The 25,090-nt window shown below is 71.1% G+C and carries 25 protein-coding genes; 12 read left to right on the top strand and 13 right to left on the bottom strand.

The features are described from left to right. The first annotated feature begins 46 nt into the window (after window positions 1–46). Genes glyA through purU form a run of 7 tightly spaced genes read left to right on the top strand, consistent with a single transcriptional unit; the run spans window position 47 to window position 7,602 of the window. Complete coding sequence (gene glyA / locus ACWFR4_RS33300) at window positions 47–1,402, top strand: serine hydroxymethyltransferase (RefSeq protein WP_453655832.1); 1,356 nt, start codon at window positions 47–49, stop codon at window positions 1,400–1,402. After that, on the top strand, window positions 1,399–2,628 hold the full coding sequence (locus ACWFR4_RS33305) for a sarcosine oxidase subunit beta family protein (RefSeq protein ID WP_453655833.1): 1,230 nt from the start codon (window positions 1,399–1,401) through the stop codon (window positions 2,626–2,628). The genes glyA and ACWFR4_RS33305 overlap by 4 nt, the downstream gene beginning before the upstream one ends. Window positions 2,629–2,643: 15 nt before the next feature. Continuing rightward, entirely contained in the window at window positions 2,644–2,949 is a 306-nt protein-coding gene (locus ACWFR4_RS33310) for a sarcosine oxidase subunit delta (protein ID WP_453655834.1), read from the top strand. Beyond that, the gene (locus tag ACWFR4_RS33315) at window positions 2,946–5,816 is read left to right on the top strand and encodes a sarcosine oxidase subunit alpha family protein (protein ID WP_453655835.1); all 2,871 of its coding nucleotides are present in this window, start codon (window positions 2,946–2,948) and stop codon (window positions 5,814–5,816) included. Before ACWFR4_RS33310 ends, ACWFR4_RS33315 begins: the two co-directional genes overlap by 4 nt. Next, complete coding sequence (locus tag ACWFR4_RS33320) at window positions 5,809–6,438, top strand: sarcosine oxidase subunit gamma (RefSeq protein WP_453655836.1); 630 nt, start codon at window positions 5,809–5,811, stop codon at window positions 6,436–6,438. Before ACWFR4_RS33315 ends, ACWFR4_RS33320 begins: the two co-directional genes overlap by 8 nt. Then, complete coding sequence (locus ACWFR4_RS33325) at window positions 6,435–6,668, top strand: hypothetical protein (protein ID WP_453655837.1); 234 nt, start codon at window positions 6,435–6,437, stop codon at window positions 6,666–6,668. The genes ACWFR4_RS33320 and ACWFR4_RS33325 overlap by 4 nt, the downstream gene beginning before the upstream one ends. A gap of 4 nt (window positions 6,669–6,672) precedes the next feature. Further along, a complete protein-coding gene (gene purU / locus ACWFR4_RS33330; RefSeq protein WP_453655838.1) occupies window positions 6,673–7,602 on the top strand; it encodes a formyltetrahydrofolate deformylase in 930 nt (309 codons plus the stop codon). Window positions 7,603–7,678: 76 nt separating this feature from the next. Here the strand turns inward: purU and ACWFR4_RS33335 are convergent, their stop codons facing one another. Together ACWFR4_RS33335 and ACWFR4_RS33340 are read right to left on the bottom strand one after the other, a co-directional pair. After that, window positions 7,679–8,629, bottom strand: coding sequence for a LysR family transcriptional regulator (locus ACWFR4_RS33335; protein WP_453655839.1), 951 nt, complete (start codon window positions 8,627–8,629; stop codon window positions 7,679–7,681). Between the two features lie 9 nt (window positions 8,630–8,638). After that, window positions 8,639–9,562: an EamA family transporter gene (locus tag ACWFR4_RS33340; protein WP_453469313.1), complete on the bottom strand. Its 924-nt coding sequence runs from the start codon at window positions 9,560–9,562 to the stop codon at window positions 8,639–8,641. Window positions 9,563–9,630: 68 nt separating this feature from the next. On the opposite strand from ACWFR4_RS33340, the gene ACWFR4_RS33345 reads away from it, so the two are divergent. Beyond that, window positions 9,631–10,515: a LysR family transcriptional regulator gene (locus ACWFR4_RS33345; RefSeq protein WP_453469314.1), complete on the top strand. Its 885-nt coding sequence runs from the start codon at window positions 9,631–9,633 to the stop codon at window positions 10,513–10,515. 5 nt (window positions 10,516–10,520) lie between these two features. On the opposite strand, the gene ACWFR4_RS33350 is transcribed toward ACWFR4_RS33345, so the two are convergent. The 5 genes from ACWFR4_RS33350 to ACWFR4_RS33370 all read right to left on the bottom strand — a co-directional run bounded on the left by ACWFR4_RS33350 (window position 10,521) and on the right by ACWFR4_RS33370 (window position 14,512). Next, a complete protein-coding gene (locus tag ACWFR4_RS33350) occupies window positions 10,521–10,649 on the bottom strand; it encodes a hypothetical protein (protein ID WP_453655840.1) in 129 nt (42 codons plus the stop codon). A 379-nt stretch (window positions 10,650–11,028) separates the two neighbouring features. Then, complete coding sequence (locus ACWFR4_RS33355; protein ID WP_453655841.1) at window positions 11,029–11,451, bottom strand: MmcQ/YjbR family DNA-binding protein; 423 nt, start codon at window positions 11,449–11,451, stop codon at window positions 11,029–11,031. Between the two features lie 102 nt (window positions 11,452–11,553). Further along, on the bottom strand, window positions 11,554–12,063 hold the full coding sequence (locus tag ACWFR4_RS33360) for a hypothetical protein (RefSeq protein ID WP_453655842.1): 510 nt from the start codon (window positions 12,061–12,063) through the stop codon (window positions 11,554–11,556). 170 nt (window positions 12,064–12,233) lie between these two features. Beyond that, window positions 12,234–13,874 carry an acyl-CoA dehydrogenase family protein gene (locus tag ACWFR4_RS33365; protein WP_453655843.1) on the bottom strand — a complete coding sequence of 547 codons (1,641 nt, stop codon included), beginning with the start codon at window positions 13,872–13,874 and terminating at the stop codon, window positions 12,234–12,236. Window positions 13,875–13,903: 29 nt separating this feature from the next. Beyond that, complete coding sequence (locus ACWFR4_RS33370; RefSeq protein ID WP_453655844.1) at window positions 13,904–14,512, bottom strand: TetR/AcrR family transcriptional regulator; 609 nt, start codon at window positions 14,510–14,512, stop codon at window positions 13,904–13,906. Between the two features lie 73 nt (window positions 14,513–14,585). Here ACWFR4_RS33370 and ACWFR4_RS33375 point away from each other — a divergent pair, with 73 nt between their 5' ends. Both ACWFR4_RS33375 and ACWFR4_RS33380 read left to right on the top strand, forming a co-directional pair. Next, complete coding sequence (locus ACWFR4_RS33375; RefSeq protein WP_453655845.1) at window positions 14,586–16,133, top strand: class I adenylate-forming enzyme family protein; 1,548 nt, start codon at window positions 14,586–14,588, stop codon at window positions 16,131–16,133. 65 nt (window positions 16,134–16,198) lie between these two features. Further along, window positions 16,199–16,807 carry a TetR/AcrR family transcriptional regulator gene (locus ACWFR4_RS33380; protein WP_453655846.1) on the top strand — a complete coding sequence of 203 codons (609 nt, stop codon included), beginning with the start codon at window positions 16,199–16,201 and terminating at the stop codon, window positions 16,805–16,807. Window positions 16,808–16,997: 190 nt separating this feature from the next. Here the strand turns inward: ACWFR4_RS33380 and ACWFR4_RS33385 are convergent, their stop codons facing one another. The 6 genes from ACWFR4_RS33385 to ACWFR4_RS33410 all read right to left on the bottom strand — a co-directional run bounded on the left by ACWFR4_RS33385 (window position 16,998) and on the right by ACWFR4_RS33410 (window position 23,172). Beyond that, a complete protein-coding gene (locus ACWFR4_RS33385; RefSeq protein ID WP_453655847.1) occupies window positions 16,998–18,212 on the bottom strand; it encodes a cation:proton antiporter in 1,215 nt (404 codons plus the stop codon). Window positions 18,213–18,453: 241 nt separating this feature from the next. Then, a complete protein-coding gene (locus ACWFR4_RS33390; protein ID WP_453655865.1) occupies window positions 18,454–19,617 on the bottom strand; it encodes an RNA polymerase sigma factor in 1,164 nt (387 codons plus the stop codon). Window positions 19,618–19,637: 20 nt separating this feature from the next. After that, complete coding sequence (locus ACWFR4_RS33395) at window positions 19,638–20,045, bottom strand: YciI family protein (protein WP_389531440.1); 408 nt, start codon at window positions 20,043–20,045, stop codon at window positions 19,638–19,640. Window positions 20,046–20,213: 168 nt separating this feature from the next. Then, on the bottom strand, window positions 20,214–20,786 hold the full coding sequence (locus tag ACWFR4_RS33400) for a rhodanese-like domain-containing protein (protein ID WP_453655848.1): 573 nt from the start codon (window positions 20,784–20,786) through the stop codon (window positions 20,214–20,216). Between the two features lie 33 nt (window positions 20,787–20,819). Beyond that, entirely contained in the window at window positions 20,820–21,683 is an 864-nt protein-coding gene (locus ACWFR4_RS33405) for a sulfite exporter TauE/SafE family protein (RefSeq protein WP_453655849.1), read from the bottom strand. Between the two features lie 118 nt (window positions 21,684–21,801). Continuing rightward, window positions 21,802–23,172, bottom strand: a complete 1,371-nt coding sequence (locus ACWFR4_RS33410) for a rhodanese-like domain-containing protein (RefSeq protein ID WP_453468536.1) — start codon at window positions 23,170–23,172, stop codon at window positions 21,802–21,804. Between the two features lie 198 nt (window positions 23,173–23,370). On the opposite strand from ACWFR4_RS33410, the gene ACWFR4_RS33415 reads away from it, so the two are divergent. Next, entirely contained in the window at window positions 23,371–23,688 is a 318-nt protein-coding gene (locus ACWFR4_RS33415) for a metal-sensitive transcriptional regulator (RefSeq protein WP_453468535.1), read from the top strand. Window positions 23,689–23,853: 165 nt separating this feature from the next. After that, a complete protein-coding gene (locus ACWFR4_RS33420) occupies window positions 23,854–25,065 on the top strand; it encodes an MFS transporter (protein ID WP_453468534.1) in 1,212 nt (403 codons plus the stop codon). Window positions 25,066–25,090 lie beyond the last annotated feature (25 nt).

Raw genomic sequence — 25,090 nt, forward strand, 5'->3', positions numbered from 1 at the left:
CTGATATATCAGTTGCTCATTAGTCGGCTCTCAGAATGGTGTGCAGATGGCAACGGACGCCCAGTCGATCACCACGCCTACGACCCCTGCTTCGCTCCACGCCCTTCCGCTCAGCGAGCTCGACCCGGACATCGCCGCCGCCGTCGACGCCGAGCTGCACCGCCAGCAGTCGACGCTGGAGATGATCGCGTCGGAGAACTTCGCCCCGGCCGCCGTCATGGAGGCCCAGGGCTCGGTCCTCACCAACAAGTACGCCGAGGGCTACCCCGGCCGGCGCTACTACGGCGGCTGTGAACACGTGGACGTCATCGAGCAGTTGGCCATCGACCGGGTCAAGGACCTGTTCGGCGCCGAGGCCGCGAACGTACAGCCGCACTCGGGCGCCCAGGCCAACGCCGCCGCGATGTTCGCACTCCTCAGCCCGGGCGACACGATCCTCGGCCTCGACCTGGCGCACGGCGGTCACCTGACCCACGGCATGCGCATCAACTTCTCCGGCAAGCTCTACAACGTCGTGCCCTACCACGTAGGCGAGTCCGACCTGCGTATCGACATGGACGAGGTCGAGCGGCTCGCGCGCGAGCACCGGCCCAAGCTGATCGTCGCCGGCTGGTCGGCCTACCCCCGCCGCCTCGACTTCGCCGCGTTCCGGCGGATCGCCGACGAGGTGGGCGCCTACCTGATGGTGGACATGGCGCACTTCGCCGGGCTCGTCGCGGCCGGACTGCACCCAAGTCCCGTTCCGTACGCGGACGTTGTCACGACCACCACCCACAAGACGCTCGGCGGCCCGCGCGGCGGAGTGATCCTCAGCCGGGCCGGCCTCGCCAAGAAGATCAACTCCGCGGTATTCCCCGGGCAGCAGGGCGGGCCCCTCGAGCACGTCATCGCGGCGAAGGCGGTGGCCTTCAAGGTGGCGGCGAGCGAGGAGTTCAAGGAGCGCCAGCAGCGCACCCTGGACGGCGCCCGCATCCTGGCCGGGCGACTGCTCAGCGACGATGTGGCCGAGGCCGGGATCACCGTGCTCACCGGCGGCACCGAGGTCCACCTGGTCCTCGTCGACCTGCGGAACTCCGCGCTCGACGGGCAGCAGGCCGAGGACCGCCTGCACCGCGTCGGCATCACCGTCAACCGCAACGCGGTGCCCTTCGACCCGCGCCCGCCGATGGTCTCGTCCGGCCTGCGGATCGGCACGCCGGCGCTGGCCACGCGCGGCTTCGGCACCGAGGAGTTCCGTGAGGTCGCCGACATCATCGCCGGGACGCTCACGCCCGAACACCTCGACGAGGAGCAGGCGAGCCTGCTGCGCGACCGGGTCGAGAAGCTCGCCGACGCGTTCCCCCTGTACCCCCACCTGCCCCAGCCGCCCCACCTGCCTCGCCTGAACGGAGACGCGGCATGACCGCCCAGCCGCAACCGACGCTGCCGGAACACCCGGACTTCCTCTGGCGCAATCCCGAGCCGCGCTCCTCGTACGACGTCGTCATCGTCGGCGCGGGCGGCCACGGCCTGGCCACCGCCTACTACCTCGCGAAGGAACACGGCATCACCAATGTCGCGGTCCTGGAGAAGGGCTGGCTGGCCGGCGGCAACATGGCCCGCAACACCACCATCATCCGCTCCAACTACCTCTGGGACGAGAGCGCGGCGATCTACGAGCACGCGCTCAAGCTGTGGGAAGGACTCCCGGAGGAGCTGGACTACGACTTCCTGTTCAGCCAGCGCGGCGTCCTCAACCTCGCGCACACCCTCCAGGACGTCCGCGAGGGCATGCGCCGCGCCAACGCCAACCGGCTCAACGGCGTCGACGCCGAATGGCTCGACCCGGACCAGGTCGCCGAGGTCTGCCCCATCCTCAACGTCTCCCCGGACACCCGGTACCCGGTGCTCGGCGGCACCTTCCAGCCCCGCGCGGGCATCGCCAAGCACGACCACGTCGCCTGGGCGCTCGCCCGCCGCGCCGACGAGATGGGCGTCGACCTGATCCAGGGCTGCGAGGTCACCGGCTTCGTCAAGGACGGCGAGAGGGTCGTGGGTGTCGAGACCAACCTCGGCCGCATCAACGCCGGCCGGGTCGGCCTCGCGGCCGCCGGGCACAGCAGCGTGCTCGCCGAGCGGGCCGGAGTCCGCCTCCCCGTCCAGTCCCACCCGCTCCAGGCACTGGTCTCCGAGCTCCACGAGCCGGTCCACCCCACCGTCGTCATGTCGAACCACGTCCATGTCTACGTCTCCCAGGCCCACAAGGGCGAACTGGTGATGGGCGCGGGCGTCGACTCGTACAACGGATACGGGCAGCGCGGATCCTTCCACGTGATCGAGCAGCAGATGGCCGCCGCCGTCGAACTGTTCCCGATCTTCGCACGGGCGCATGTGCTGCGGACCTGGGGCGGCATCGTCGACGTCACCCCGGACGCCTCGCCGATCATCAGCGCCACTCCCGTGGAGAACCTCTTCGTCAACTGCGGCTGGGGCACCGGCGGCTTCAAGGCCACGCCGGCCGCGGGCCGGACCTTCGCACACACCATCGCGACGGGTGAGGCGCACCCGCTGAACGCCCCCTTCGCCCTCGACCGCTTCACGACGGGCGCACTGATCGACGAACACGGCGCCGCGGCCGTGGCCCACTGAGAGGACGCTGCTGCGATGCTGCTGATCAACTGCCCATGGTGCGGTCCCCACAACGAGAGCGAATACCACTACGGGGGCCAGGCCCACGTCCCGTACCCCGAGAACCCCGCCGGCCTCGACGACCGGCAGTGGGCCGAGTACGTCTTCTACCGGGACAACCCGAAGGGCCCCTTCGCCGAGCGGTGGATGCACAGCCACGGCTGCCGCCGCTGGTTCAACGCCCTGCGCGACACCGTCAGTTACGACGTGCTCGCCACCTACCGGCTCGACGAGCCGCGCCCCGAACCCCGCGTCACCGACCCGGCCGGAGAGCAGCGATGACCGACCAGCAGTTCCGGCTCGGCGACGAAGGCCGCGTCGACCGCACCACTTTCCTCCACTTCACCCTCGATGGAAGGGAGCTGACCGGCCACCCCGGCGACACCCTTGCCTCCGCCATGCTGGCGAACGGCATCGTGGAGGCCGCCCCGTCGCTCTACCGCGGCCGCCCGCGCGGCATCGTCTCGGCGGGCGTCGAGGAGGCCAACGCCCTGGTACAGCTCGGTGGTTCATGCTCGGAGGGCATGCTCCCGGCGACGACGGTGGAGCTGTACGACGGCCTGTCCGCGACCACGCTGTCCGGCATGGGACGGCTCGACCCGACCCCCGACCCCGCCGTCTACGACAAGAAGTACGTCCATACCGACGTCCTGGTCGTCGGCGCGGGCCCGGCCGGGCTCGCGGCCGCCGCCGCGGCAGCCGGGTCCGGCGCGCGCGTGATCCTGGTGGACGACCAGCCTGAACTCGGTGGCTCACTGCTGTCCGGACGCACTCGGTCGGGGTGGGTGGCCGAGGTCCGCGCGACGCTCGACGCGGCCCCCGAGGTCACTGTCCTGACGCGCACCACGGCGTTCGGGTCGTACGACGACAACTACGTCCTCGCCCTGGAGCGGCGCACCGACCACCTCGGAACCGACGCACCCGACCCTTCCTCGGGTGTCTCGCGCCAACGGCTGTGGCACATCCGTGCCCGCCAGGCAGTCCTGGCGACCGGCGCGCACGAGCGTCCGCTGACCTTCGCCGGCAACGACCGTCCCGGCGTGATGCTCGCCGCCTCCGTACGCACGTACATCAACCGGTACGGCGTGGCCCCGGGCAGGCGAGCCGTGGTCGCCACCACCAACGACAGCGCGTACGACACGGTCACCGATCTGCGCGCAGCCGGGATCGACATCGCCGCCGTCGTGGACGCCCGGCCCGAACTGTCGCAGCGGGCTGCCGAGATCGCCACGGCGACCGAGGTACGGGTACTGACGGGCAGCGCAGTGGTCGACACCACGGGCGAGTCCCGGCTCACCGGCGTGACCGTCCAGACCCTCGATGCGGACGGGCAACTCTTCGGCGAGGCCGCGGAGTTCGACTGCGACCTGCTCGCCGTCTCCGGCGGCTGGAGTCCGGTCGTCCACCTGCACAGCCAGCGCCAGGGCAAGCTCCGCTGGGACGACGACCTGGTCGCGTTCGTGCCCGACGGCACGGTACGCGACCAGCAGATCGTCGGGGCGGCGCGTGGGACATACGGTCTCGACGGGGCTCTGGCCGAAGGCGCACGGGCCGGTGCACTGGCGGCGACCGAGGCGGGCTTCCCCGTTCCGGTGCCCGCGGCGCCGTCCGAGGACGCACGGCCCGACGTCCGCGCCCTGTGGCTGGTGCCCTCCCCCACCGGCGAACCCGGCACCTGGGACACCCACTTCGTCGACCTCCAGCGCGACGTCACCGTCGCCGACGTCTGGCGGTCCACCGGCGCCGGCATGCGCGGCGTCGAACACGTCAAGCGCTACACCTCCCTCGGCACGGCGAACGACCAGGGCAAGACGTCCGGCGTCAACGCGATCGGCGTGATCGCCGAGGCCCTCGGCGCGGGCGCGTCACCCGGCGAGATCGGCACCACCGCCTACCGGGCGCCCTACACTCCGGTGGCCTTCGCCGCCCTCGCCGGGCGTGAGCGCGGGGACCTCTTCGACCCGGAGCGCACCACGTCCATCCACGGCTGGCACGTCGCCCACGGCGCCGAGTTCGAGGACGTCGGGCAGTGGAAGCGGCCCTGGTACTACCCCCGGCCGGGCGAGGACATGGAGGCAGCCGTCGCCCGCGAGTGCCGCGCGGCCCGTGAAGGCGTGGCGGTCATGGACGCCACCACCCTCGGCAAGATCGAGATCTGGGGCGCGGACGCGGGCGAGTTCCTCAACCGCGTCTACACCAACGCCTTCAAGAAGCTCAAGCCCGGCATGGCCCGCTACGGCGTGATGTGCAAGCCCGACGGCATGATCTTCGACGACGGCGTGACGCTGCGCCTCGACGAGAACCGCTACTTCATGACCACCACGACAGGTGGCGCCGCCGGGGTCCTGGACTGGCTGGAGGAGTGGCTGCAGACCGAGTGGCCCGAGCTCGACGTCCACTGCACCTCGGTGACCGAACAGTGGGCGACGGTCGCCGTCGTCGGCCCGAAGTCACGTGACGTCATCGCAAAGCTCGCCCCCGAACTCGACGTCTCCGCCGAGGCGTTCCCTTTCATGGCCTTCCGCGAGACGACGCTGGCCTCGGGCATCCCGGCCCGCGTCTGCCGGATCTCCTTCTCCGGTGAACTCGCCTTCGAGATCAACGTCTCGTCCTGGTACGGCCGAGCCGTCTGGGAACAGGTGCACGAGGCCGGGAAGCCGTACGACATCACTCCCTACGGCACCGAGACGATGCACGTCCTGCGCGCCGAGAAAGGGTTCATCATCGTCGGCCAGGACACCGACGGCACCGTCACCCCGCAGGACGCGAACATGGACTGGGTGGTCTCCAAGCGCAAGGACTTCATCGGGAACCGGTCCCACTCCCGAGCCGACACGACGCGCGCCGACCGCAAGCAGCTGGTCGGCCTACTGCCCACCGACCGTACGACACGACTGCCCGAAGGATCCCAACTCATCGCGCAGCACACGCCGTTGACCCCCGAGGCCGGGCCGGTGCCCATGCTCGGCCACGTCACCTCCAGCTACCACAGCGCCGCACTCGGCCGCCCCTTCGCCCTCGCCCTCGTCGCCGGCGGGCGGGCCAGGATCGGCTCGACCCTGCTCGCCCCGGTGGGCGACGACCTGGTGCCCGTCGAGGTCACCGACTCCGTCCTCTACGACCCGGAAGGGACCAAGCGCGATGGCTGAGCCCACGAACGATGCGCGCACCGGCCTGTCGGCATGGCGCGTGAGCCCTTTGGCGCATCTCGCGAAGCGGATGCGGGACGCGGCCGTCACCGGGGCCCGCGGTGTCACGCTGACCGAGTGGCCCTTCGTCAGCATGGTGAACGTGCGCGTCGACCCCGCCTCCGCGGCGGCGACCCGCATCGAGAAGACCTTGGGGGCACCACTCCCCCGCGAGCACGGCCAGACCACCACCTCCGGCGGCCACACGGCGTTCTGGCTCGGCCCCGACGAGTGGCTCGTGCTGACCCTGGGCGAAGCGGGGTCTGTGGTCGCCGAGTTGGGGGAGGCGCTCGCCGCGGATCCGGGTTCGGTCGTCGATGTCTCGGCGAACCGCACCACCCTCGAACTGAGCGGCCCGGCCGCCCGTCAGGTGCTGGAGAAGGGCTGCCCGCTGGACCTGCATCCTCGGGTCTTCGGTCCGGGCCGGGCCGTGTCGACCACGGTGGGACCGATCGCGGTCCTGCTCTGGCAGGTCGACGACGGGCCGACGTACCGGCTGCTGCCGCGCTCGTCGTTCGCCGATTACCTGGCGCGCTGGCTCATCGACGCGATGAGCGAATACCGCGGCCCCGAGGTGCGTTGACCGCACCGGGCTCGTTCGGCCCGCACTCGGTCCGTGTCGGCCCCTCCTCGCGCACGGTGGGGCCGACACGGGCGGCCCGGCGCTTCGCCAGTAGCTGGGCCGACCACCGCACGTACACGGACAGCCTCGCCAAGGTCACCACGACCATGCGCGACACCGGCCGGGACATGAAGGCCACATGCCAGGAGGCCGCCCGCGGCTGCCTCGCCGTCAACGTCACCGAATGCTGACACCTTGACTGATTCCCCGGCTTCCGCCGCGTCCCCCGCCCCCGCTTCCCCCACCCCTTCTCCGACCGGCCCCGCCACGGCGCCGGCCGAACATGTCCTCACCCTCGACTGCCCCGAGGCGCCTGGCATCGTCCACGCCGTCTCGCGGTTCCTCGTCGACCACGGCAGCGACATCATCGACAACCAGCAGTTCGGCGACCGCCGGGACGGCCACTTCTTCATGCGGGTGCACTTCGCCGCAGCCGGCGGCGAGAACACCACGCAGCCCACGCGCGACGACTTCGCCGCCGTGGCCGCCCCCTTCGCCATGCGGTGGCACCTCGAACCGGTCGGCACCCGCCGACGCGTGCTGATCATGGTGTCCCGCTACGACCACTGCCTCAACGACCTGCTCTTCCGCACCCGCAGTGGCGACCTGCCCATCGACGTGGTCGCGGTCGTCTCCAACCACCGCGACCACGAGCCACTCGTCACCTGGCACGGCATCCCCTTCTTCCACGTGCCGGTCACCGCCGCGACCAAGCCCCAGGCCGAGGCCCGACTCCTCGACCTCATCGACTCGTTCGACGTCGACGTAGTGGTCCTCGCCCGCTACATGCAGGTGCTCTCCGACGACCTGTGCACCCGGCTGCCCGGCCGGCTGATCAACATCCACCACTCGTTCCTGCCGAGCTTCAAGGGCGCCAAGCCCTACCACCAGGCCCACGACCGCGGCGTCAAACTCGTCGGCGCGACGGCCCACTACGTCACCGCCGACCTCGACGAAGGCCCGATCATCGCCCAGGAGGTCATCAGCGCCGACCACAGTCACACCCCCGAGGACCTGGCCGCCATCGGCCGCGACGCGGAATCGGCAGCCCTGGCCCGGGCCGTCCGCTGGCACTGCGAAGGCCGGGTGTTCGTCCAGGGGAGGCGCACGGTGGTGCTCCGCTGAGGGCGAGGGACAAAAAACCAGAGGGACAACGGACCGAAGAGACAGGGGGCAGAGGGGCAGCCACTTGCCGTGGGCCTCACGACCTTCTGGCTGTCCGCTGCCTCCATGTCGGTTCCCACACCTCGACGTCCGGGGTTCGTGCTCGTGTCGCCTCCAGGTGGGCGCGGAACGCGTCGAGCACCGGATGCCGATTGTCGCCGCGCCAGATCAGTGACATCGGGTAGACCGGCGTCGGGTTCCGCACCGGGATGCGCCGCAGGTCGTAGCTGTCGGGCCAGAGATAGCGCGATCCTTCGCCCACGAGGGTCGCCAGGTCGGCCGAGTCGGCGATCTCGTCCAGCAGCGCCTCGTTCCCGAAGACGGGCCCGACGACGTCGATCGTGAGCCCGAATGCGGCGGCGAACTCGTCGTAGTAGTCGGCCCACTCGGTGCCGGGTGCCATGCCGGGCATCCAGATGCGGTGTCCGGCGAGTTGTGCGGGCGTGACGCTGTCGGCGTCGGCCAGCGCATGGGAGGGGCCGACGAGCAACTCGTGCGGGTCGTCGATCACTCGGGCGGTCTTGATCGAGGCCGGCAGGTGATGCTCGGGGACGGTGATCGCGTGGAACGTCGCGTCGATCGTCCCGGCTTCGACGGCGGCGATCGCTGTGTCGACGTCGGCGTTCAGGGTGACGACGTCGAGCTCGATCTCGGGACGCGTGCGGTAGAAGTCCTGGAGGAGCACGGCCGGAGCGATCCGCCGGTTGAGGACGTCGACGCGCAGGGGGCGCCGGCCGGGGCGCACGGATGCGTCGGCCCGGTCTTCGGCCCGGAGGAGTTCGCGGGCGTGGGGCAGGAACGCCTGCCCGTCGATGGTGAGCTCGGCTCCGCGCGGGGTACGCGTGAACAGCCGCACCCCCAGATCCTTCTCCAGCACGGCGATGCGCTTGGAGACGGCTTGCTGGGTGATCGACAGGGCCACGGCGGCTTCCTGGAACTGGCCGGCGTCCGCAGCCGCGACGAAGGTGCGCACAGCGTTGAGATCCACCCGCCCACTCTATTCACACAGCATCCGGGGGGCCGTAGGGGCCGGAGCGCGGTGCGCTGCCGTGCCCACGGCCACGGCGTTGGCGGCAATGATCACGGCGATGGCCGTCCATGATGCCGGGTCGAGGTGCTGACCGAGTATCAGGAGACCCACCAGTGCCGCGCACACCGGGTTGACGCTCATGAAGATTCCGAAGAAGTGGGCGGGGACGCGTCGCAGCGCGAGCAGGTCGGCGAGGAAGGGCACCGCGGAGGACAGCACACCGGCTGCCAGCGCGCACAGGAGTGCGGTTGCGGTGGGCCGGTGCAGCCACAATGCGGTGATGCCGACCGGCACGTAGAGGGCGCCGGAGACGAGTGCGGCGGCCGCCGATCCTTCGATTCCGGGCAGGCGCTGCCCCACCGTGCGGTTGAGCAAGATGTAGCAGCCCCAGCACACGGCGGCGAGCAGGGCCAGTGCGATGCCCAGGTAGTCGGTGCTGGGCCGGGGCCGGGTGAGGACCAGTACGGCCGCGCAGGCGACGAGCGCGCAGACCAGGTCGACGCGGCGGCGGGAGCCGGCCAGCGCGACGGTGAGTGGCCCGAGGAACTCCAGGGTGACGGCCAGGCCGAGCCCGATCCGGTCGATCGCCATGTACAGCGTCAGGTTCATCGTCGCGAACACCAAGGCCAGTCCCATCACCGGCCGCCATTGTGTCGCGGTGAATCCGCGCAGGTTCGGCCGACCGGCGCTCAGCAGTACGCCGGCGGCGACCCATTGGCGCACCGCGACCACGCCGACCGGGCCCAGGACCGGGAAGGCGAGTGCAGCGACGGAGGCTCCGAGCTGGTTGGACAGGCCGCTGCCCAGCATCAGGGCCACCCCGGACCAGCGAGGTGAGGCGAGCTGCGGTGCGGTGGACACGGTCGGCTCCGCGCGAGCATCGGTTTTCATGCCGCGACCATCCGCCTGGTGGGCTCATACGCAAAATGCATCCGACGCCGGACCTATACGCTGGACGTATGGATGGTTCTACGGGTCTGGAGCTGCGGCACCTGCGTTGCCTGGTCGCGATCGTCGACACCGGAAGCTTCACCGACGCCGCGATCGAGCTGGGCGTGTCCCAGGCGTCCGTGTCCCGCACCCTGCTGGCCTTGGAGCGGATCCTCGGCGTACGGCTGCTGCACCGCACGAGCCGTACTGTCTCCCCCACCACCGCCGGCGTGGAGGTCCTGGCCCGCGCGCGGCACATGCTCGCCGATGCCGACGAGCTGGTCCGCCAGGCCACCACCGGTCACACGCGTCTGCGGATCGGCCACGCCTGGTCCGCGATGGGGCGGCACACCGCCGAGTTCCAGCGTCGCTGGCGCGACCGCTATCCCGACGTCGCACTTCACCTGATTCGCCACAACACTCCCACCGGCGGGCTCGCCGAGGGCCTGTGCGACCTGGCCGTCATCCGGACCGCCATCGACACCCGGCGCTACGCTCACGCCCTGGTCGGGCACGAGCGCCGCTACGTCGCGCTCGCCTCTGACGACCCGTGGGCCAGGCGCCGCGGCATCCGCCTGTCGGAGATCCGCGAGCGTACCCTCGTCGTGGACCGCCGCACCGGCACCACCACCCTGGACCTGTGGCCCGAAGGGGCCGGCCCCGACGTGGAGTACATCCAGGACGTCGACGACTGGCTCGCCGCCATCGCCACCGGCCGCTGCGTCGGCATCACTCCGCAGTCGACCGCCACCCAGTACCGTCGCGACGGCATCGCCTATCGCCTTCTGCGCGACACCGACCCGGTCCCCGTCCACCTCATCTGGCCCCTGCAGAGCCCGCATCCCGCCACCCATGCCGCCGTAGCCCTGCTGGCCGACCTCTATCGAGAGGACGCACGCAGCCCAAGGGCGTGAAGGGCTCAGCGGTGCGACCTGCCCGGCAGCCACAGCAGATACGGCGCTCTCACGAGCGCGGTCAGCGCGCCGACCGGCACGTCGAGCGGTACGGGAATGAGGCGGGCAGCGAAGTCGGCCGGCGTCAGCGTCACGGCGCCCCGTCAACGCCGTCCAGACGAGAGGCAGTTGGGACGTACGGGTCAGGAGGCGGTCGAGCTGCGGCGCGGGCAGGGCGACGAAGCCGGTGGGACCCGCGGCGCCGGTCGCGCTCGCCTCCGAGGACCACGCCGATCACGGTCAGACCGAGCCGGGCCCGGCGCACCCGGAAGCCGAGCACGGCGGCCATGTCGGGGCAGCCCTGAGGGGCGCAGGGCGCGGCTCGCCCACACGAGGGCGAGCAGGCCGAGCAGGAGGACGAGCCCATGCGGTCCGGCCTGGTCCGAGCCGCGCCCGTCGAGGCTGCCGGTCAGCCACAGTTCGACATCTCGGCCTGCCGGGTGCTCCGCTCGGCTCCAGTCACGCGTCAGCCGGTCACTGCTCCCCTCGGGCCTTGAGCCAGTTGGCGGCTCTGGTCGCCGAGGCCTGGGACAGCCAGGCGTCCTGGACGACTTCGGTCAGTTCCCTCAGCGTGAGTTCGCCGATCCGGCCGGCCCGGAGGAGTACCGAGAGATGACCGTCGAAATGGGGCGTGGTGAAGAACGGTGACGCTTGGTCCTGCACCAGGGCCTGCTTGTCGGATTCGGACGGCACCCAGAAGACGATCACGTCCGGGTAGCGCTCGCCGGTCCCGGGATCGAAGGCGTCCGGGCGAGGAGTGCGGAAGAAGACGAACGACTTGTGTCCAACCTGGTAGACCGGGTTACCGGCGGATCCCTGGACGACCGTGACGTGAGGCATCCCCAGTGCCAGCTCGTGCACGTCCTCGACCCGCGCCCGGCGCGATCTGGGCGACATGGCGGCAGGATACAAGGGGCACTCGGTGCGTTTCGGTCCACTCGGACCGGAGTTTCGTCGGCCGGTACGCCGGACCGTCTCACTGGATGCCAGGGCGGGGCGTCATTCACTGTCGCCACGGACCACGGCGGCGTAGCGGTCCCCCAGCGTGGTGCGAAGGTTCCTCAACTGCTGGGCGGCAACGGACGCAACATGTGATGAGGCGGGCTGTATCGCGGTGGTGATCCACCAGCTCGCGTCAGGCCGGCCATCCTCCATCCTGGTACGGAGCACGGTGTCGATCTCCGTCACATGTCGCGCGAAGGCCGTTGCCCACTCCTGCTCATCGGGACGCAGGAACGGTGAGCGCCTGAGAAGGAGCAGATTGACCCGCGTCAGTCGTTCCGTCGCGTCCTGGGCGTCGTACTCGACGACCAGGATGGATGCCCGCTGAGCCTCCTCCAGGTCGGAGAGCGCCTCCCACACCGCCCTGAGCGCCTCCACCCTCTGCACACGGAACTCCGCGCGCTGTTCACGCGCTTGGACGCGCCGCCACTGCCACAGTCCCGTCAGGGTGGCCAAGGCAGTTCCGACGAAGGTGAGGACTCCTACAGCGACCGCATCGGAAACCATACGGCGAAGCTACCGGCGTCCCGGATCAGGGAACCGGTCTTCAGACAAGGTTGCGGTCAATCCGAACCGACGGGGCGACGGTGGCCGCGAAGCTGTTGCCCGACGCGGCCACCCGGTGAAGGCCACCCCCGCCCGCGCGTCCGCTCCGCGCGGGCCAAGGCCCGCGAGGGTCACGCAGGCAGTCGCTCCAGCAGCGCCGTGAAATCGGTACCCGGCGGCAGCGTCCCGAAGGCGAGTCCGCGGTCCCCGGCGAGCCGCGAAGCGCAGAACGCGTCCGCGACGGCGGCCGGGGCGTGCCGGACCAGGAGCGCACCCTGCAGGACGAGTGCCGCGCGTTCGATGACCCGGCGGGCCCTCAGCGGCGCGTCCTCGGTGAGGACGAGTTCGCCCTGCAACTCCTGCCAGGCCGCGTCGAGCCGCTGATCGCGGCCCGCCGCCGCCTCGATCTCCGTACGGAACGCCTCCAGGGACTCGGGCTCACGGGCCAACGCACGCAGCATGTCCAGGGCGTTGACGTTGCCGGAGCCCTCCCAGATGCCGTTGAGCGGCGCATCGCGGTACAGGCGCGGCATACCTGAAGCCTCGTCATATCCGTTGCCGCCAAGGCATTCCAGGGCCTCTGCCACCGCTACGGGCTGCCGCTTGCACACCCAGTACTTGCCGACCGCCGTGGCGAGGCGCAGGAAGGCTCGCTCACCCTCGTCGCCGCGCTGGGCGCGGTCGGCGGCACCGGCCAGGCGCAGGGCCAGGGTCGTAGCCGCCTCGGACTCGATGCTCAGATCCGCGAGCACATTGCGCATCAGCGGCTGGTCGATGAGCTTGGCGCCGAACACCGAGCGGTGCCGGGCGTGGTGGGCGGCCTGGGCGAGGGCGGCACGGGTGCCGGCGGCGGAGCCGAGGACGCAGTCGAGCCGCGTCATGGTCACCATGTCGATGATGGTGCGGACCCCCTTGCCCTCGGCGCCGACGAGCCAGGCCACGGTGTCGTCGAACTCGGGCTCGCTCGAAGCGTTGGAGCGGTTGCCGAGCTTGTCCTTGAGGCGCTGGATACGGAAGGTGTTGCGGCTGCCGTCGGGCAGCACGCGCGGGACCAGGAAGCAGGACAGGCCGCCGGGTGCCTGGGCGAGTACGAGGAAAAGGTCGTTCATCGGGGCGCTGGTGAACCACTTGTGTCCGCGCAACCGCCAGGTCCCGTCGGCCTGTTCGGTGGCGGAGGTGGTGTTGGCGCGCACGTCGGTGCCGCCCTGCTTCTCCGTCATCCCCATGCCGGCGAGCAGGCCTCGCTTGCCGCCCGGGGCGTGGAGACCGGGTTCGTAGACACGGCTGGTGAGCAGGGGTTCGTAGATCTTGGCCAGGTCGGGGGCGTGGCGCAGGGCGGGGACGACGGCGTACGTCATGGAGACGGGGCAGCCGTGTCCGGCCTCGGTACTGCTCCACACCATGAAGGCGGCGGCCCGCGCCACATGCGCGCCGGGCCGTTCGTCCGCCCAGGCGCTGCCGGCCAGGCCCGCACCGACCGCCACGTCCATCAGTGCGTGGTACGAGGGGTGGAAGTCGACCTCGTCGATGCGGTTGCCGTAGCGGTCGTGGGTGCGCAGCACCGGCTCGAAGCGGTTGGCCTCGTCGGCCCAGCGCTGCACCTCCTCGCTGCCCGCGCGGCGGCCGATCCGGTGGAGGTCGTCGAGAGACCATGCGGCGCCCTCGCGGCGCACACCCTCCAGGAGGACCGGGTCGTCGGCGATGTCGTGGCCGGCCAACGGCGGTACCTGGTTGGTCACTTCGTGCGTCACGGCGGTGGGATTGCTGGACATGGGGCCTCCTCGGGGGGAGCGGGTGGGATTCAGGCGGTCGGGGCGCCCGCGCAGCGCAGCGCCGCGGCGCTGAGGTCGGCGAGGAGTTTCTCGGTGGCGTTCTCGTCGGGGGTACCGAGCGGGTCGACGAGCACTTCGCCGATGGCTCCGGTCAGGGCGGCCGCGGTGATCTCGGCGTTCTGCGGGGGCAGCCGGCCCGTCGCCGTACCCTCGCCCACCACCTCGGCCCACAGCGCGCGGTAGCGGCGGCGGAAGTCGAGTCGCTCGGCGCCGACCGCGGGTTCGGCGGGGGCGGCGAGCAGTGCGTAGGCGAGGCCGCGGTTCTCCAGGGCACGGCGGGCGAAGACCTCGACGCCGCGGCGGAGCCGTTCGACAGGGTCTCCCGGACCGTGCAGCACCTCACCCAAGACGTCGACCTCGCGTCCCGCGGCGCGCCGGAACACCTCCACGGCGAGGGCCGCCTTGGACGGGAAGTGCTGGTACACGGAGCCTGCCGCGATGCCCGCCGAGTCGGCGACAGCGGTCACGGACGCCTGTGACCAGCCCACTTCCGCCACGACCGAGGTGGCGCAGGAGATGAGGCGCTCTCTCGCGGCTTCGAGCCGACTGATTTCGGCTGGGGTCTTGCGGTAGGCCATGAAAGAAGTGAACCATGATTCAGAGTTTCCCGCCACGGTCGGTTCCGCCGGCCCGGCTCGTCAGGAGAACGTGATGCACCTCAGTGCCCTGCTGGACAGCGTGGTTCGCTCGGCCGGCGACAAGGAAGCGGTCGTCTATCGCGAACAGCGGTGGAGCTACCGGGAGTTCGACGAAGCCGCCCGGCGCGCCGCGACGGTACTGAGCGAGGCCGGACTGCGGCCGGGAGACCGTCTCGCGGTGATGACGTACAACACCCCCGCCTTCCTGTTCGCGGCGTTCGGCGCCTGGTATGCGGGCGCCACCCTGGTGCCCGTGAACCACAAACTGCAGACGGCCGAGGTGACGCGCCAGCTCCAGCACTGCGGAGCCCGGCTGATGCTCGTCGACGCGGAGATCGGCGAGCGCGCGACCGAGGCCGCCGACGCGGTGGACGTGCCCTGGCTGGTCAGCCATCCCGACGCCTACCCGGACACCCGTCCCGTGGACTGCTTCGAGTCCCGCTTGGCGCGTGCCGAGCCGTATCGCGGGGAACCGGGCCCGGACAGCGGCATCGCGCAGATCCTCTACACGTCGGGCACCTCCGGGACCCCCAAGGGCTGTGTACACACGCACCGCGGTGTCGCCCTGACGGCCGAGTACACCGCAAACGCCATCCCCCTCCGCCGCGACGAGCGGTTCCTGATCTGCATGCCGATCTGGCACGCGTCCCCGCTCAACAACTGGGCGCTGGCCACGCTGTCGCTGGGGGCCACGGTCGTTCTGCAGCGCGAGTACGACCCGCGCGGCATGCTGGAGACGATCCAGCGCGAGCGGGTCACCGCGATGTTCGGGGCACCGATCGCGCTCATCGCCCCGGTGCAGACCGTCGCCGACTTCGCCGACTTCGACCTGACATCCGTACGCGCCTGGATCTACGGCGCCGGGCCTCTGGACGCGGACACCGCGCGCCGGCTGATGAAGGCATACGGTTCGCAGGACTTCCACCAGGTGTACGGGATGAGCGAGATGGGCCCCGCGGGGACCTCGCTCTCCCCCGCCGAGCAGGTGACGAAGGCCGGTTCGATCGGGCGCGGCGGCATACCCGGCGTGGATCTCCGGGTCGTACGCCCTGACGGCACGGACGCCGGATCGGGTGAGACCGGGGAGATCTGGCTGCGCTCGGACACGCGCATGGTCGGCTACCTGGACGACGAGGCCGCCACAGCCGAGGTGTTCGCGGGCGACTGGTACCGCAGCGGCGACCTCGGACGGGTCGACGAGGACGGCTTCGTCACGGTCGTGGACCGGATGAAGGACGTGATCATCACCGGCGGCGAGAACGTCGCCTCGCAGGAGGTGGAAGGCGCGCTGCGCGGCCATCCCGACGTGCTCGACGTCGCCGTCGTCGGCCGCCCGCACCCGCAGTGGGGCGAGACGGTGGTGGCCGTCGTGGTGCCGCACGACGGTACGGAACCGGACCTGGCGGGCGTGCGCGCGTGGCTCGAGACACGGATCGCCCGCTACAAGATCCCGCGCGAGCTGGTACTGCGCCGGGAGCTGCCGCGTACACCGTCGGGGAAGATCACCAAGCATGTGCTGCGGGCCCAGCTGACCGAGCCGGCGCGCTCGGTGAGCGGCTGAGCTTCCACATCCCGCGGGCCGTGCCCCGTGCGCATCACGGGGTACGGCCCGCGTAGGGTCGCCGCATGGCGGAGGAACAGGTGGAGCGGGCACGCCGGGGTCCGGGGCGACCTCGCCAGGAACACGTCACGCAAGCTGTGCTGGACGCCGTCGTCGACCTGGTGGCGGAGAGCGGAATGGCCGCGCTCACGATGGACGCCGTCGCGGCCCGCGCCGGGGTGAGCAAGCCGGCCATGTACCGGCGCTGGTCCACCAAGCAGGACCTGGTCATCGCCGCCGCGGAGTCGCGGATCGGGCCGCTGACCGTGCCCGACATGGGGGACTTCCGGGCCGAGCTGCGGGCCGTTCTGACGGCGCGCATGAAGGCCTACCGGCGGCCGGGGATCGGCCGCCTGCTGGCCGGGGTGATCGGTTCCGCCGCCGAGGCGGGAGCGGAGCCGGGGGCCTATCGCGCCTACACGGCCCGCGTGATGAGCGAGACGCGGCACCTGCTGGAGCGCGGTCTCGCGCGCGGCGATGTCAGGCCGGACGTCGATGTGTCCGCCGCCTCGACGCTCGTGGCGGCGTCACTGGTCTTCCGGATGGTCGGCGAGCAGCAGATGCCCGACGAGTCGCTCGTCGAGTCGGTGGTGGACCTGATCGGCCGGGCGGTCGACGCCCGGCCCCGACCTTGAACCGACGTCCCTCCACCTCCTTCGCGCAGGGCACTTCATCGTGCCCGCGCGCACTTCGCCATGCCCGGATGTTCGCCAACGACAAGCTGCCCGGCAGACTGGAACGCCTCACGGCCTACGCCACCGATCCGAGGGCGAGCAGGCTGCCGGGCGTCTTCGCGTAGGCCCTGTCCGGCTGAGCGGGTTCCGGTCACCAGGCCTCCGTCTCGGGTGCCTGCGGCAGGTGGGGTGCGATGTCACGTTCCCGGGCCCGCAGGCGCAGGGCGAGCAGCGGGAAGACGAGGACCGAGATCATCGCCGCGCCGACCAGGGCCGCCGCCTCGCTCTTCTTCACGACACCGTCGCCCACGCCGATCGCTGTGATGGCCACGACGAGCGGAAGGCAGGTGGAGGAGTAGACCGTCAGCGCCCGGCGGCTGAGCGGTGACAGGTCCCGCGGCGCGAGTGCGTACGCCGGCAGTCCCCGCACGACCACGAAGAGTACGAGGAAGACCGGCAGCAGCAAAAGTGCGTGACCGCCGTCGAGGAGCGACGCGAGGTCGAACTCGATGCCGGTGACGATGAAGAAGAGGGGGACGAGGAAGCCAAAACCCATCGCCTCCACCCTGGTCAGAATCTCCTCGCTGCTCTCCGGTGCCGAGCCCTGGAGCACGAGCCGGGTGAGCAGTCCGGCGGCGAAGGCGCCGAGGAGCACGTCGAGGCCGAGTTCCTGCGACAGCGCCAGCATCGCGACCAGCAGGAGCATCACGAACCGGACCGCGAACTGCGCGCTGGTGTGCAGGGTGCTGCGGATGATCTGGCTGAACCACGGCCGGCGCGGGCGCATGGCCAGGAACACGGCGGCGGCGGTGATGGCGGCGAAGATGGCGAGAACCACCGTGGCCGCCCCTGGTTTGCGGCCGCTGAGCAGCACCGCCATGGCGATGATGGGCCCGAACTCGCCGACCGCCCCGAACGCCATCATCACCGTGCCGAACCGGCCCTCCAGATCCCCGCTGTCCCGCAGGATGGGCAGCACCGTACCCAGCGCCGTACTGGTCAGCGCGGTGCCGATGATGACGGCGCGCGCCCAGTCCAGGCCCGTCAGGGCCAGCGCCACACCCAGCCCCAGAGCCAGGGAGACCACCCAGGCCCAAACGGATCGGCGCAGCGTGTCCCCTCGGATGGCGGCGAACTGGATCTCGTACCCGGCCAGAAAGATGAGCATCGACAGGCCGAGCTCCGAGAGGACGTTGATGACCTCTCCCCCGTGCGCCCAGCCGAGTACGTCGGGACCGATGAGGATCCCCAGCACGATCTCGAAGATGACCACGGGGATGCGGACCCACCGGCCGACGCCGTGCGCCAGCAGCGGTGCCAGAACGGCGGCCGCCATGATGAGGATGAGCGTTCCCGCCTGTCCCACACCGTCCCCCTGTTCCGCAGCGGATCACGCTCTTCCGACCATCGGCCAAGCGGGCTTCCGGCGCATGCGAGAGCGGACCGTGCGGGTGAGGGGCGCCGGCCGGGGAACCGAGGTCGGCGGTACGAGCCCACGACAGCCCGTGCGGACCAGCCCGTTCCGCACCGGCCGCCGTGAGCCAGGGTGCACCCGATTGCCCCAGGACCCAACCGGCACACGTTGCAGCCCAACTCGCCCCGAACCGCTACGTGTTCCCCTCCAGCCGGTTCAGCCGAGACGCGTTCAGCCTCGCGGCCTGGCGCGTGAGGTGGTCGCGCTCGGCGAGGTTGGGTGCCTTCCTGGCCGCCTCCGCGTACAGCCGCGCCGCCGCCGCCAGATCGCCGCCGCGCTCGTGGAGGTACGCCGCCACCGCGGTGTGGCGCGGCAGCGAGTCGTTCAGCTCCGCGAGCGCCGCCAGGCCGGCGCGTGGTCCGTCGGCCTCGCCGACGGCCACTGCGCGGTTGAGCCGGACGACCGGGCTGTCCGTCAGACGCGCGAGCTCGTCGTACCACTCGACGATCTGCACCCAGTCGGTCTCCTCGGCTGCCGGCGCATCGGCGTGGAGCGCCGCGATGGCGGCCTGGGCCTGGAACTCGCCCAGACGGTCGCGGGCGAGGGCCGCCTGGAGGATCTCGACGCCCTCGGCGATCGACTCGGTGTCCCAGCGGGCGCGGTCCTGTTCGGCGAGCGGCACCAGGCTGCCGTCGGGCGCTGTGCGGGCGGCGCGCCGGGCGTGGTGGAGCAGCATGAGGGCGAGCAGCCCCCTCACCTCTGGATGGTCGATCGCGGCCGCGAGCTGCCGGGTGAGGCGGATGGCCTCGGCGGCGAGGTCCACATCGCCGGAGTAGCCCTCGTTGAAGACCAGGTAGAGGACGCGCAGCACGGTGGCGACGTCGCCGTGCCGGTCGAACCGCACGCCGGAAACCGTGCGCTTGGCCCGGCTGATGCGCTGCGCCATCGTCGCCTCGGGCACCAGGTAGGCCTGGGCGATCTGGCGGGTGGTGAGCCCTCCGACGGCGCGCAGGGTGAGCGCGACGGCGGAGGACGGCGTCAGCGACGGGTGGGCGCACAGGAAGTAGAGCTGGAGCGTGTCGTCCGCCGCGGGCGCGGGGCCGGGCGCCGGTTCCTCTTCGACGAGGTCCTCGCGCCGGCGGCGGGCGGCGTCCGACCGGGCCGCGTCGAGGAACTTGCGCCAGGCCACGGTGACCAGCCAGCCCTTCGGGTCCCGCGGCTGCTCGGCGGGCCAGACGCGGACCGCCTCGACCAGTGCGTCCTGTACGGCGTCCTCGGCCGCCGCGAAGTCGGCTCCGCGGCGGACGAGGATCGCGAGCACGCCCGGCGTGAGGCTCCTGAGCAGGGCCTCGTTCACCTGAGAGGTCACGTGGGAGGTCACTCCGTGATGGTGGGCGGCTCGGTCAGGAACGGGCGCAGCTCGAGCCACTCGTGGATCGGCCTCCCGCCCGCTCCGGGGGCGGCCGACAGTTCCCCGGCCAGTTCGACGGCACGCTCGTAGTTGTCGACGTCGATCACCATCCAGCCGGCGATGACGTCCTTGGTCTCGGCGAACGGTCCGTCGGTGACCGGCGGGCGCCCCTCCCCGTCGTACCGCACCCACGCGCCTTCGGGGGCGAGCGCCTGGCCGTCGACGAACTCGCCGGTCTTCTCGAGCCGGTCCGCGAAGTCCCGCATGTACTGCATGTGCGCCGAGATCTCCTCGGGCGTCCACTTCTCCATGGGGACGTCGTTGACCGCGGCCGGAGCTCCCCGGTAGTGCTTCAGCAGCAGGTACTTGGCCATCGTGTTCTCCTCGGTGGTGGTGCGCCCCATTGTGGTCGCGTTCACCCCAGGGACGCAGCGGGCCAGGGATTCTCGACATCGCGGTCGAAGTTTTTTTCTGGTTCTCGTGGGTGGTCTCGGTGAACGACGTCTCCCGGGCCCAGGCCGATCCAACGCCGGCCATCAGGGTCAGTTGTTTCGCAGGGCGGCGAGGGTGGTGTTCAGGTCGGTGCGGTCCGTGCGGTTGTACGGAAGCTTCCCGAGCAGGGTGGCCATGGCGCAGCTGTTGGAGAGCGCGGAGTAGACGAGGCCGGCGGCGATGCCTGCGGAGAGCAGCTGGAAGGCGGGGTGGATCACCAGGCCCAGGAGCAGGCCGAGAAGGACGACGGAACCTGCGGTCAGGCGGACTTGGCGGTCCATGGCCCACTTGGGTGCTGCGGTGGCGGCGGGACGGTGAAGGTCTCCTCCCGCCGAGGCCCATGCGGCGGTTCCGCCTTCGAGACTGGTGGCGGGTATGCCGTTACGGGACAGGGTGACGCTCGCGTTCTGCGAGCGGGCGCCGGAAGCGCAGACCACGAGCAGGTCGCTGCGGTCGGCCGCCTCGCGAAGGGTGGGCAGTGCCTGTTCGAGGTCGTCGAGGGGGATGTTGTGGGCACCGGGCAGGTGTCCGCCGGCGTACTCGCCGGGGGTGCGTACGTCGATGACGACCAGGGTGTGCAGACGTTCCCGGACGGCGCCGGTGGTGAGGGTGGTCGTATTCATGGGTTTCTGTCCTTCGGTTCTGGCGGGGCTGGGTCAGATGAGGCTGTCGAGGAGCATGAAGGCTGCAACGGCCAGCAGGACGTAGGCGAAGACGTGTTGCAGGCGGTTGCCGGAGATCTTCGCCGCGAGGCGCTTGCCGTCCCAGGCGCCGAGGATCGCGGCTGCGGTGAAGGGGGCGATGACGGCCCAGTCGAGGCCGTCGCCGGTGCCGGTGCGGGTGGCCAGTGCGGCGAGCGAATTGATGACGATGACCAGGAGGCTCGTGCCGACGGCGGTCTTCATTCGCAGGCCGAGGACGCCGACCAGGGCGGGCACGGCGAGGAACCCTCCGCCGACGCCGAGCACCCCCGTCACGGCGCCGAGCCCGGCTCCGGATCCTGCGGCTCTGGGCGGCCGCACGGGGCGGTCTTCTGCGGGACTGTCGTGTACGGGACTGCCTTGTACGGGGCCGTCTTGTACGGGGCCGTCTTGTACGGGGCCGTCTTGTACGGGGCCGTCTTGTACGGGGCCGTCTTGTGCCGGGCCGTCTTGTGCCGGGCTGCTGGGACGGAGCATCCGCCAGGCGGCGAGTGCGGCTGTCATCGAGAAGGCGATGGTCAGCGCGGTGGCGGGGATGTGGCCTGCCGCGAGTCCGCCGAGCATGGCGGGGCCGATGCCCGCGGCGGCGAACAGCAGCCCGGACCGCCAGCGGACGTTGCCGTCCCGGGCGTGAGCGGCCAGTGAGCTGATGGATGTAAGGGTGACGATGATCAGGCTCGCGGTGGTGGCGGCGACGGGGGTGAAGCCGAGCAGGTAGATCAATGCGGGCACGGCCAGAACGCTGCCGCCCCCGCCGAGTCCGCCCAGTGCCAGGCCGACCACCGCGCCTGCCATCAGGGCAAGGATGAGCACACTCATATGCGATCGCGATTGGGGCCGAGGCCTGCATTGAGGCCGAGGCCGGGATTGAGGCCGAGGCCGGGACGGAAAAGGGACATGGCGGGACCAGGACTCCTAGCGGTGTCGATCAAGGGGCTCAGGCGGCAGCGCGGACGGTCAGGCCGGCCTCTGCCGCCCGGTCGAAGCCGTCGTCGACGGCGACCACGTCGCGCCCGGCCGCGTCCAGCAGCGAGGCCGCGATCCCGGCCCGCATACCGCCGGCGCAGTGCACCCACACCTGCCCGGCGGGCACCTCGTCGATCCGCTGGTGCAGTGCGTGTACGGGAATGTGGACCGAGCCCTCGACGTACCCGTCGGCGCGCTCGGAGTCGCGGCGCACATCCAGGACCACCGGCGGCACCTCTGCCCGGGAGAGCTCGGCGGCCAGGTCGGCGAAGGCCGCCCGGCGGAACGATGCCGGAACCTGGCCGGGGCGCAGCCAGTCGGACGGGCTGCCGGTGGCGGCTGCCGCGGGGTGGTCGATCCCGACCCGGACCAGTTCGCGCTGGGCGTCGGCGAGCTGCTGGGGTGTGTCGGCGAGCAGGGTGACGGGTTTGCCCCACGGAATCATCCACGCGAGGTAGGTGGCGATCTTGCCGTCGGCCTCGAAGTTGAACGAGCCCGCGACATGGCCCTGGGCGAACGCGACGCGGTTGCGCAGGTCCACGACCCATTCGCCGGCTGCGAGCCGAACCCCGATCTCTGCGGCATCCGCGCGCCGGGGGGCGGTCAAATCGACGGGGTCCGGGCCGGCGGAGTTGGCCGGGCCCATGTGCGCGTAATAGGCGGGGACGTCCTCCAGGCCGGCCAGCAGACCGGCGACGAAGGAGTCGACGTCCTGGACCAGGGCGGCGTTCACGGCCTTCTCCCGGCCGATGGTGCTCGCCTCACCCTCGGCCTGCCCGGAGGAACAGAAGGAGCCGAAGCCATGGGTGGGCAGGATCGAGGTGTCATCAGGCAGCTCGGCGGCGAGGCGGTGCGCGGAGGCGTGCTGGGCGCGGGCCAGGTTCTCCGTGAGGCGCGGTTCGACCAGGTCGGGGCGACCCACGGTGCCCATGAGCAGGGATCCGCCGGTGAACGCGGCGACCGGCGTCCCGGCTTCCTCCAGGACGTACGCGGTGTGGTGCGGGGTGTGGCCGGGGGTCGCCAGGGCCCGCACGGACAGTTCCTCGTCGATCTCGATCACGTCGCCGTCATGGACCGGGATACGGGCGAAGGCGACCTGCGCGGCGGCCGGTACCAGGTAGGCGGCTCCGGTGACCCGGGCCAGTTCCAGACCGCCCGTCACGTAGTCGTTGTGGATGTGCGTCTCCACCACGTGCGTGATGCGCGCGCCGCGACGCGCGGCCGCCGCGATCACTTGGTCGATGTCACGCGGCGGATCGACCGCCACGGCGGCCCGGGCACCCCCGGCCAGGTAGTGCCGGTTGCCCAGACCCTCGATGTCGATGGTGTCGACGAAGAACATGTGCCGTTCACTTCCTCGGATGAATACCCCCCCCGGGTATTAATTTCACCGTAGCAGATTACCCCCGGGGGTATACTCGGAGGAGATTTCGCCCCGTTCATCCAGACTCGGGGAGTACGGACACCGTGCCCCGGCCGCGAACGAAGCAGCGGGCAGACTGGACCGCGCGCTCGTCCAACTCACCAAGGAGCCCAACGGATGACCCCGACCGTGCCGAACCCGGCCCCCAAGGCCACTGCGGCCACCACCGCCCACGACGAAGCCTCCGCGCGCGCAGTGCTCAACCGCCTGCGCCGCGCTCAGGGGCAGCTGGCTGGAGTCATCACGATGGTCGAGGAAGGCCGCGACTGCCGGGACGTCGTCACCCAGCTCGCCGCCGTCAGCCGCGCGCTGGACCGCGCCGGCTTCAAAATCATCGCGGGCCGCATGCGCGAATGCCTGACCGCCACCGAGGACGGCGGCACCCCCGCCATGAACGAGGCGGAGCTGGAAAAGCTCTTCCTCACGCTGGCCTGATCACAGCTCGGGGGGTGGGACACAGCGCCCCGCCCCCAGAAACCCCCGCCCTCACCGCACACGACGACGCCACCCTCTGAGCGCACGATGCAGCCGCCCGTACCCGCGGCGCGTCGGCGCACGCCGTACCGGGGCGGGACAGCCTGCGGAACTACTGTCGACCGCATGGACGGTGATCGCGGAACATGGCGTAGGTGTTCTCTTGCCGGCGCGGTGTTTGCCGTGTGTATGGCCGGGACCACCCTGCCGACCCCGCTCTACGGGCTCTACCAGGACAAGTTCGGGTTCTCCGAGCTGACGGTGACCGTCGTCTATGCGGTGTACGCCTTCGGGGTCATCGGTGTGCTGTTGCTGGCGGGCAACGCATCGGACGCTGTCGGGCGGCGGCCGGTGCTGTTGTGGGGCCTGGGGTTCGCGGCGGCCAGCGCCGTCTGCTTCCTCAGTGCCACCGGGCTGGGGTGGCTGTATGCGGGGCGGCTGCTCTCCGGGTTTGCCGCCGGGCTGTTCACCGGGGCCGCCACCGTGTACGTGATCGAGTTGGCGCCGCACGGCGGTGGCTCCCGGGCCACGTTCGTGGCGACCGCCGCCAACATGGGCGGGCTGGGCTGCGGTCCGCTGCTCGCCGGACTGCTCGCCCAGTACGCCGCCTGGCCGCTGTACCTGCCCTTCGCCGTGCACCTCGCGCTGGTGGCCGCCTCGGCCGCCGTGTTGCTGTGGCTGCCGGAGACCGTGGCCGAGCGGCGGGCACTGAGCACCGTGCGGCCACAGCGGCCCAGCCTGCCCGCGCAGGTGCGGCCGGTGTTCGGGCCCGCCGCGATCGCCTCGTTCGTGGGGTTCGCGTTGTTCGGGGTGTTCACCTCGGTCAGTCCGGCGTTCCTCGCCGAGTCCCTGGACGTGGACAACCATGCCGTGAGCGGTCTGGTCGTCGCGCTCGCCTTCTTCGCCTCGACCGCGGGGCAACTGGCGGTCACCCGGGTCGGGATGGAGCGGTCACTGCCGCTGGGCTGCGCCGCACTCCTCGCCGGTCTGGCGCTGCTCGCGGGCGCGCTGCGGTGGGACCTGTTGCTCCTGGTGGTGCTGAGCGCGCTCGTCGGCGGTACGGGGCAGGGGCTGGCATTTCGTGCGGCGCTCGGCGCGGTGGCCGAGGCGTCTCCCCCGGACCATCGCGCGTCGGTGATCTCCACGCTGTTCGTGGTGGCGTACGCGGGCATCTCCGTACCGGTCATCGGTGTCGGAGTACTGACCGGCCCGATCGGCCTGGAAGGTGCCGGGCTCGTGTTCATCGCGGTCATGGCGGTCCTCGTGTCGACCGCGGGCGTCTACCTGGTCCGGCGGCCGCGTCGTACGACACCTGAGCACACACGCCCTGCCCCGTAGCGTCTGCGACCGGCGTGCTCGGGCG

This window comes from Streptomyces sp. NPDC055140 (assembly GCF_053607285.1).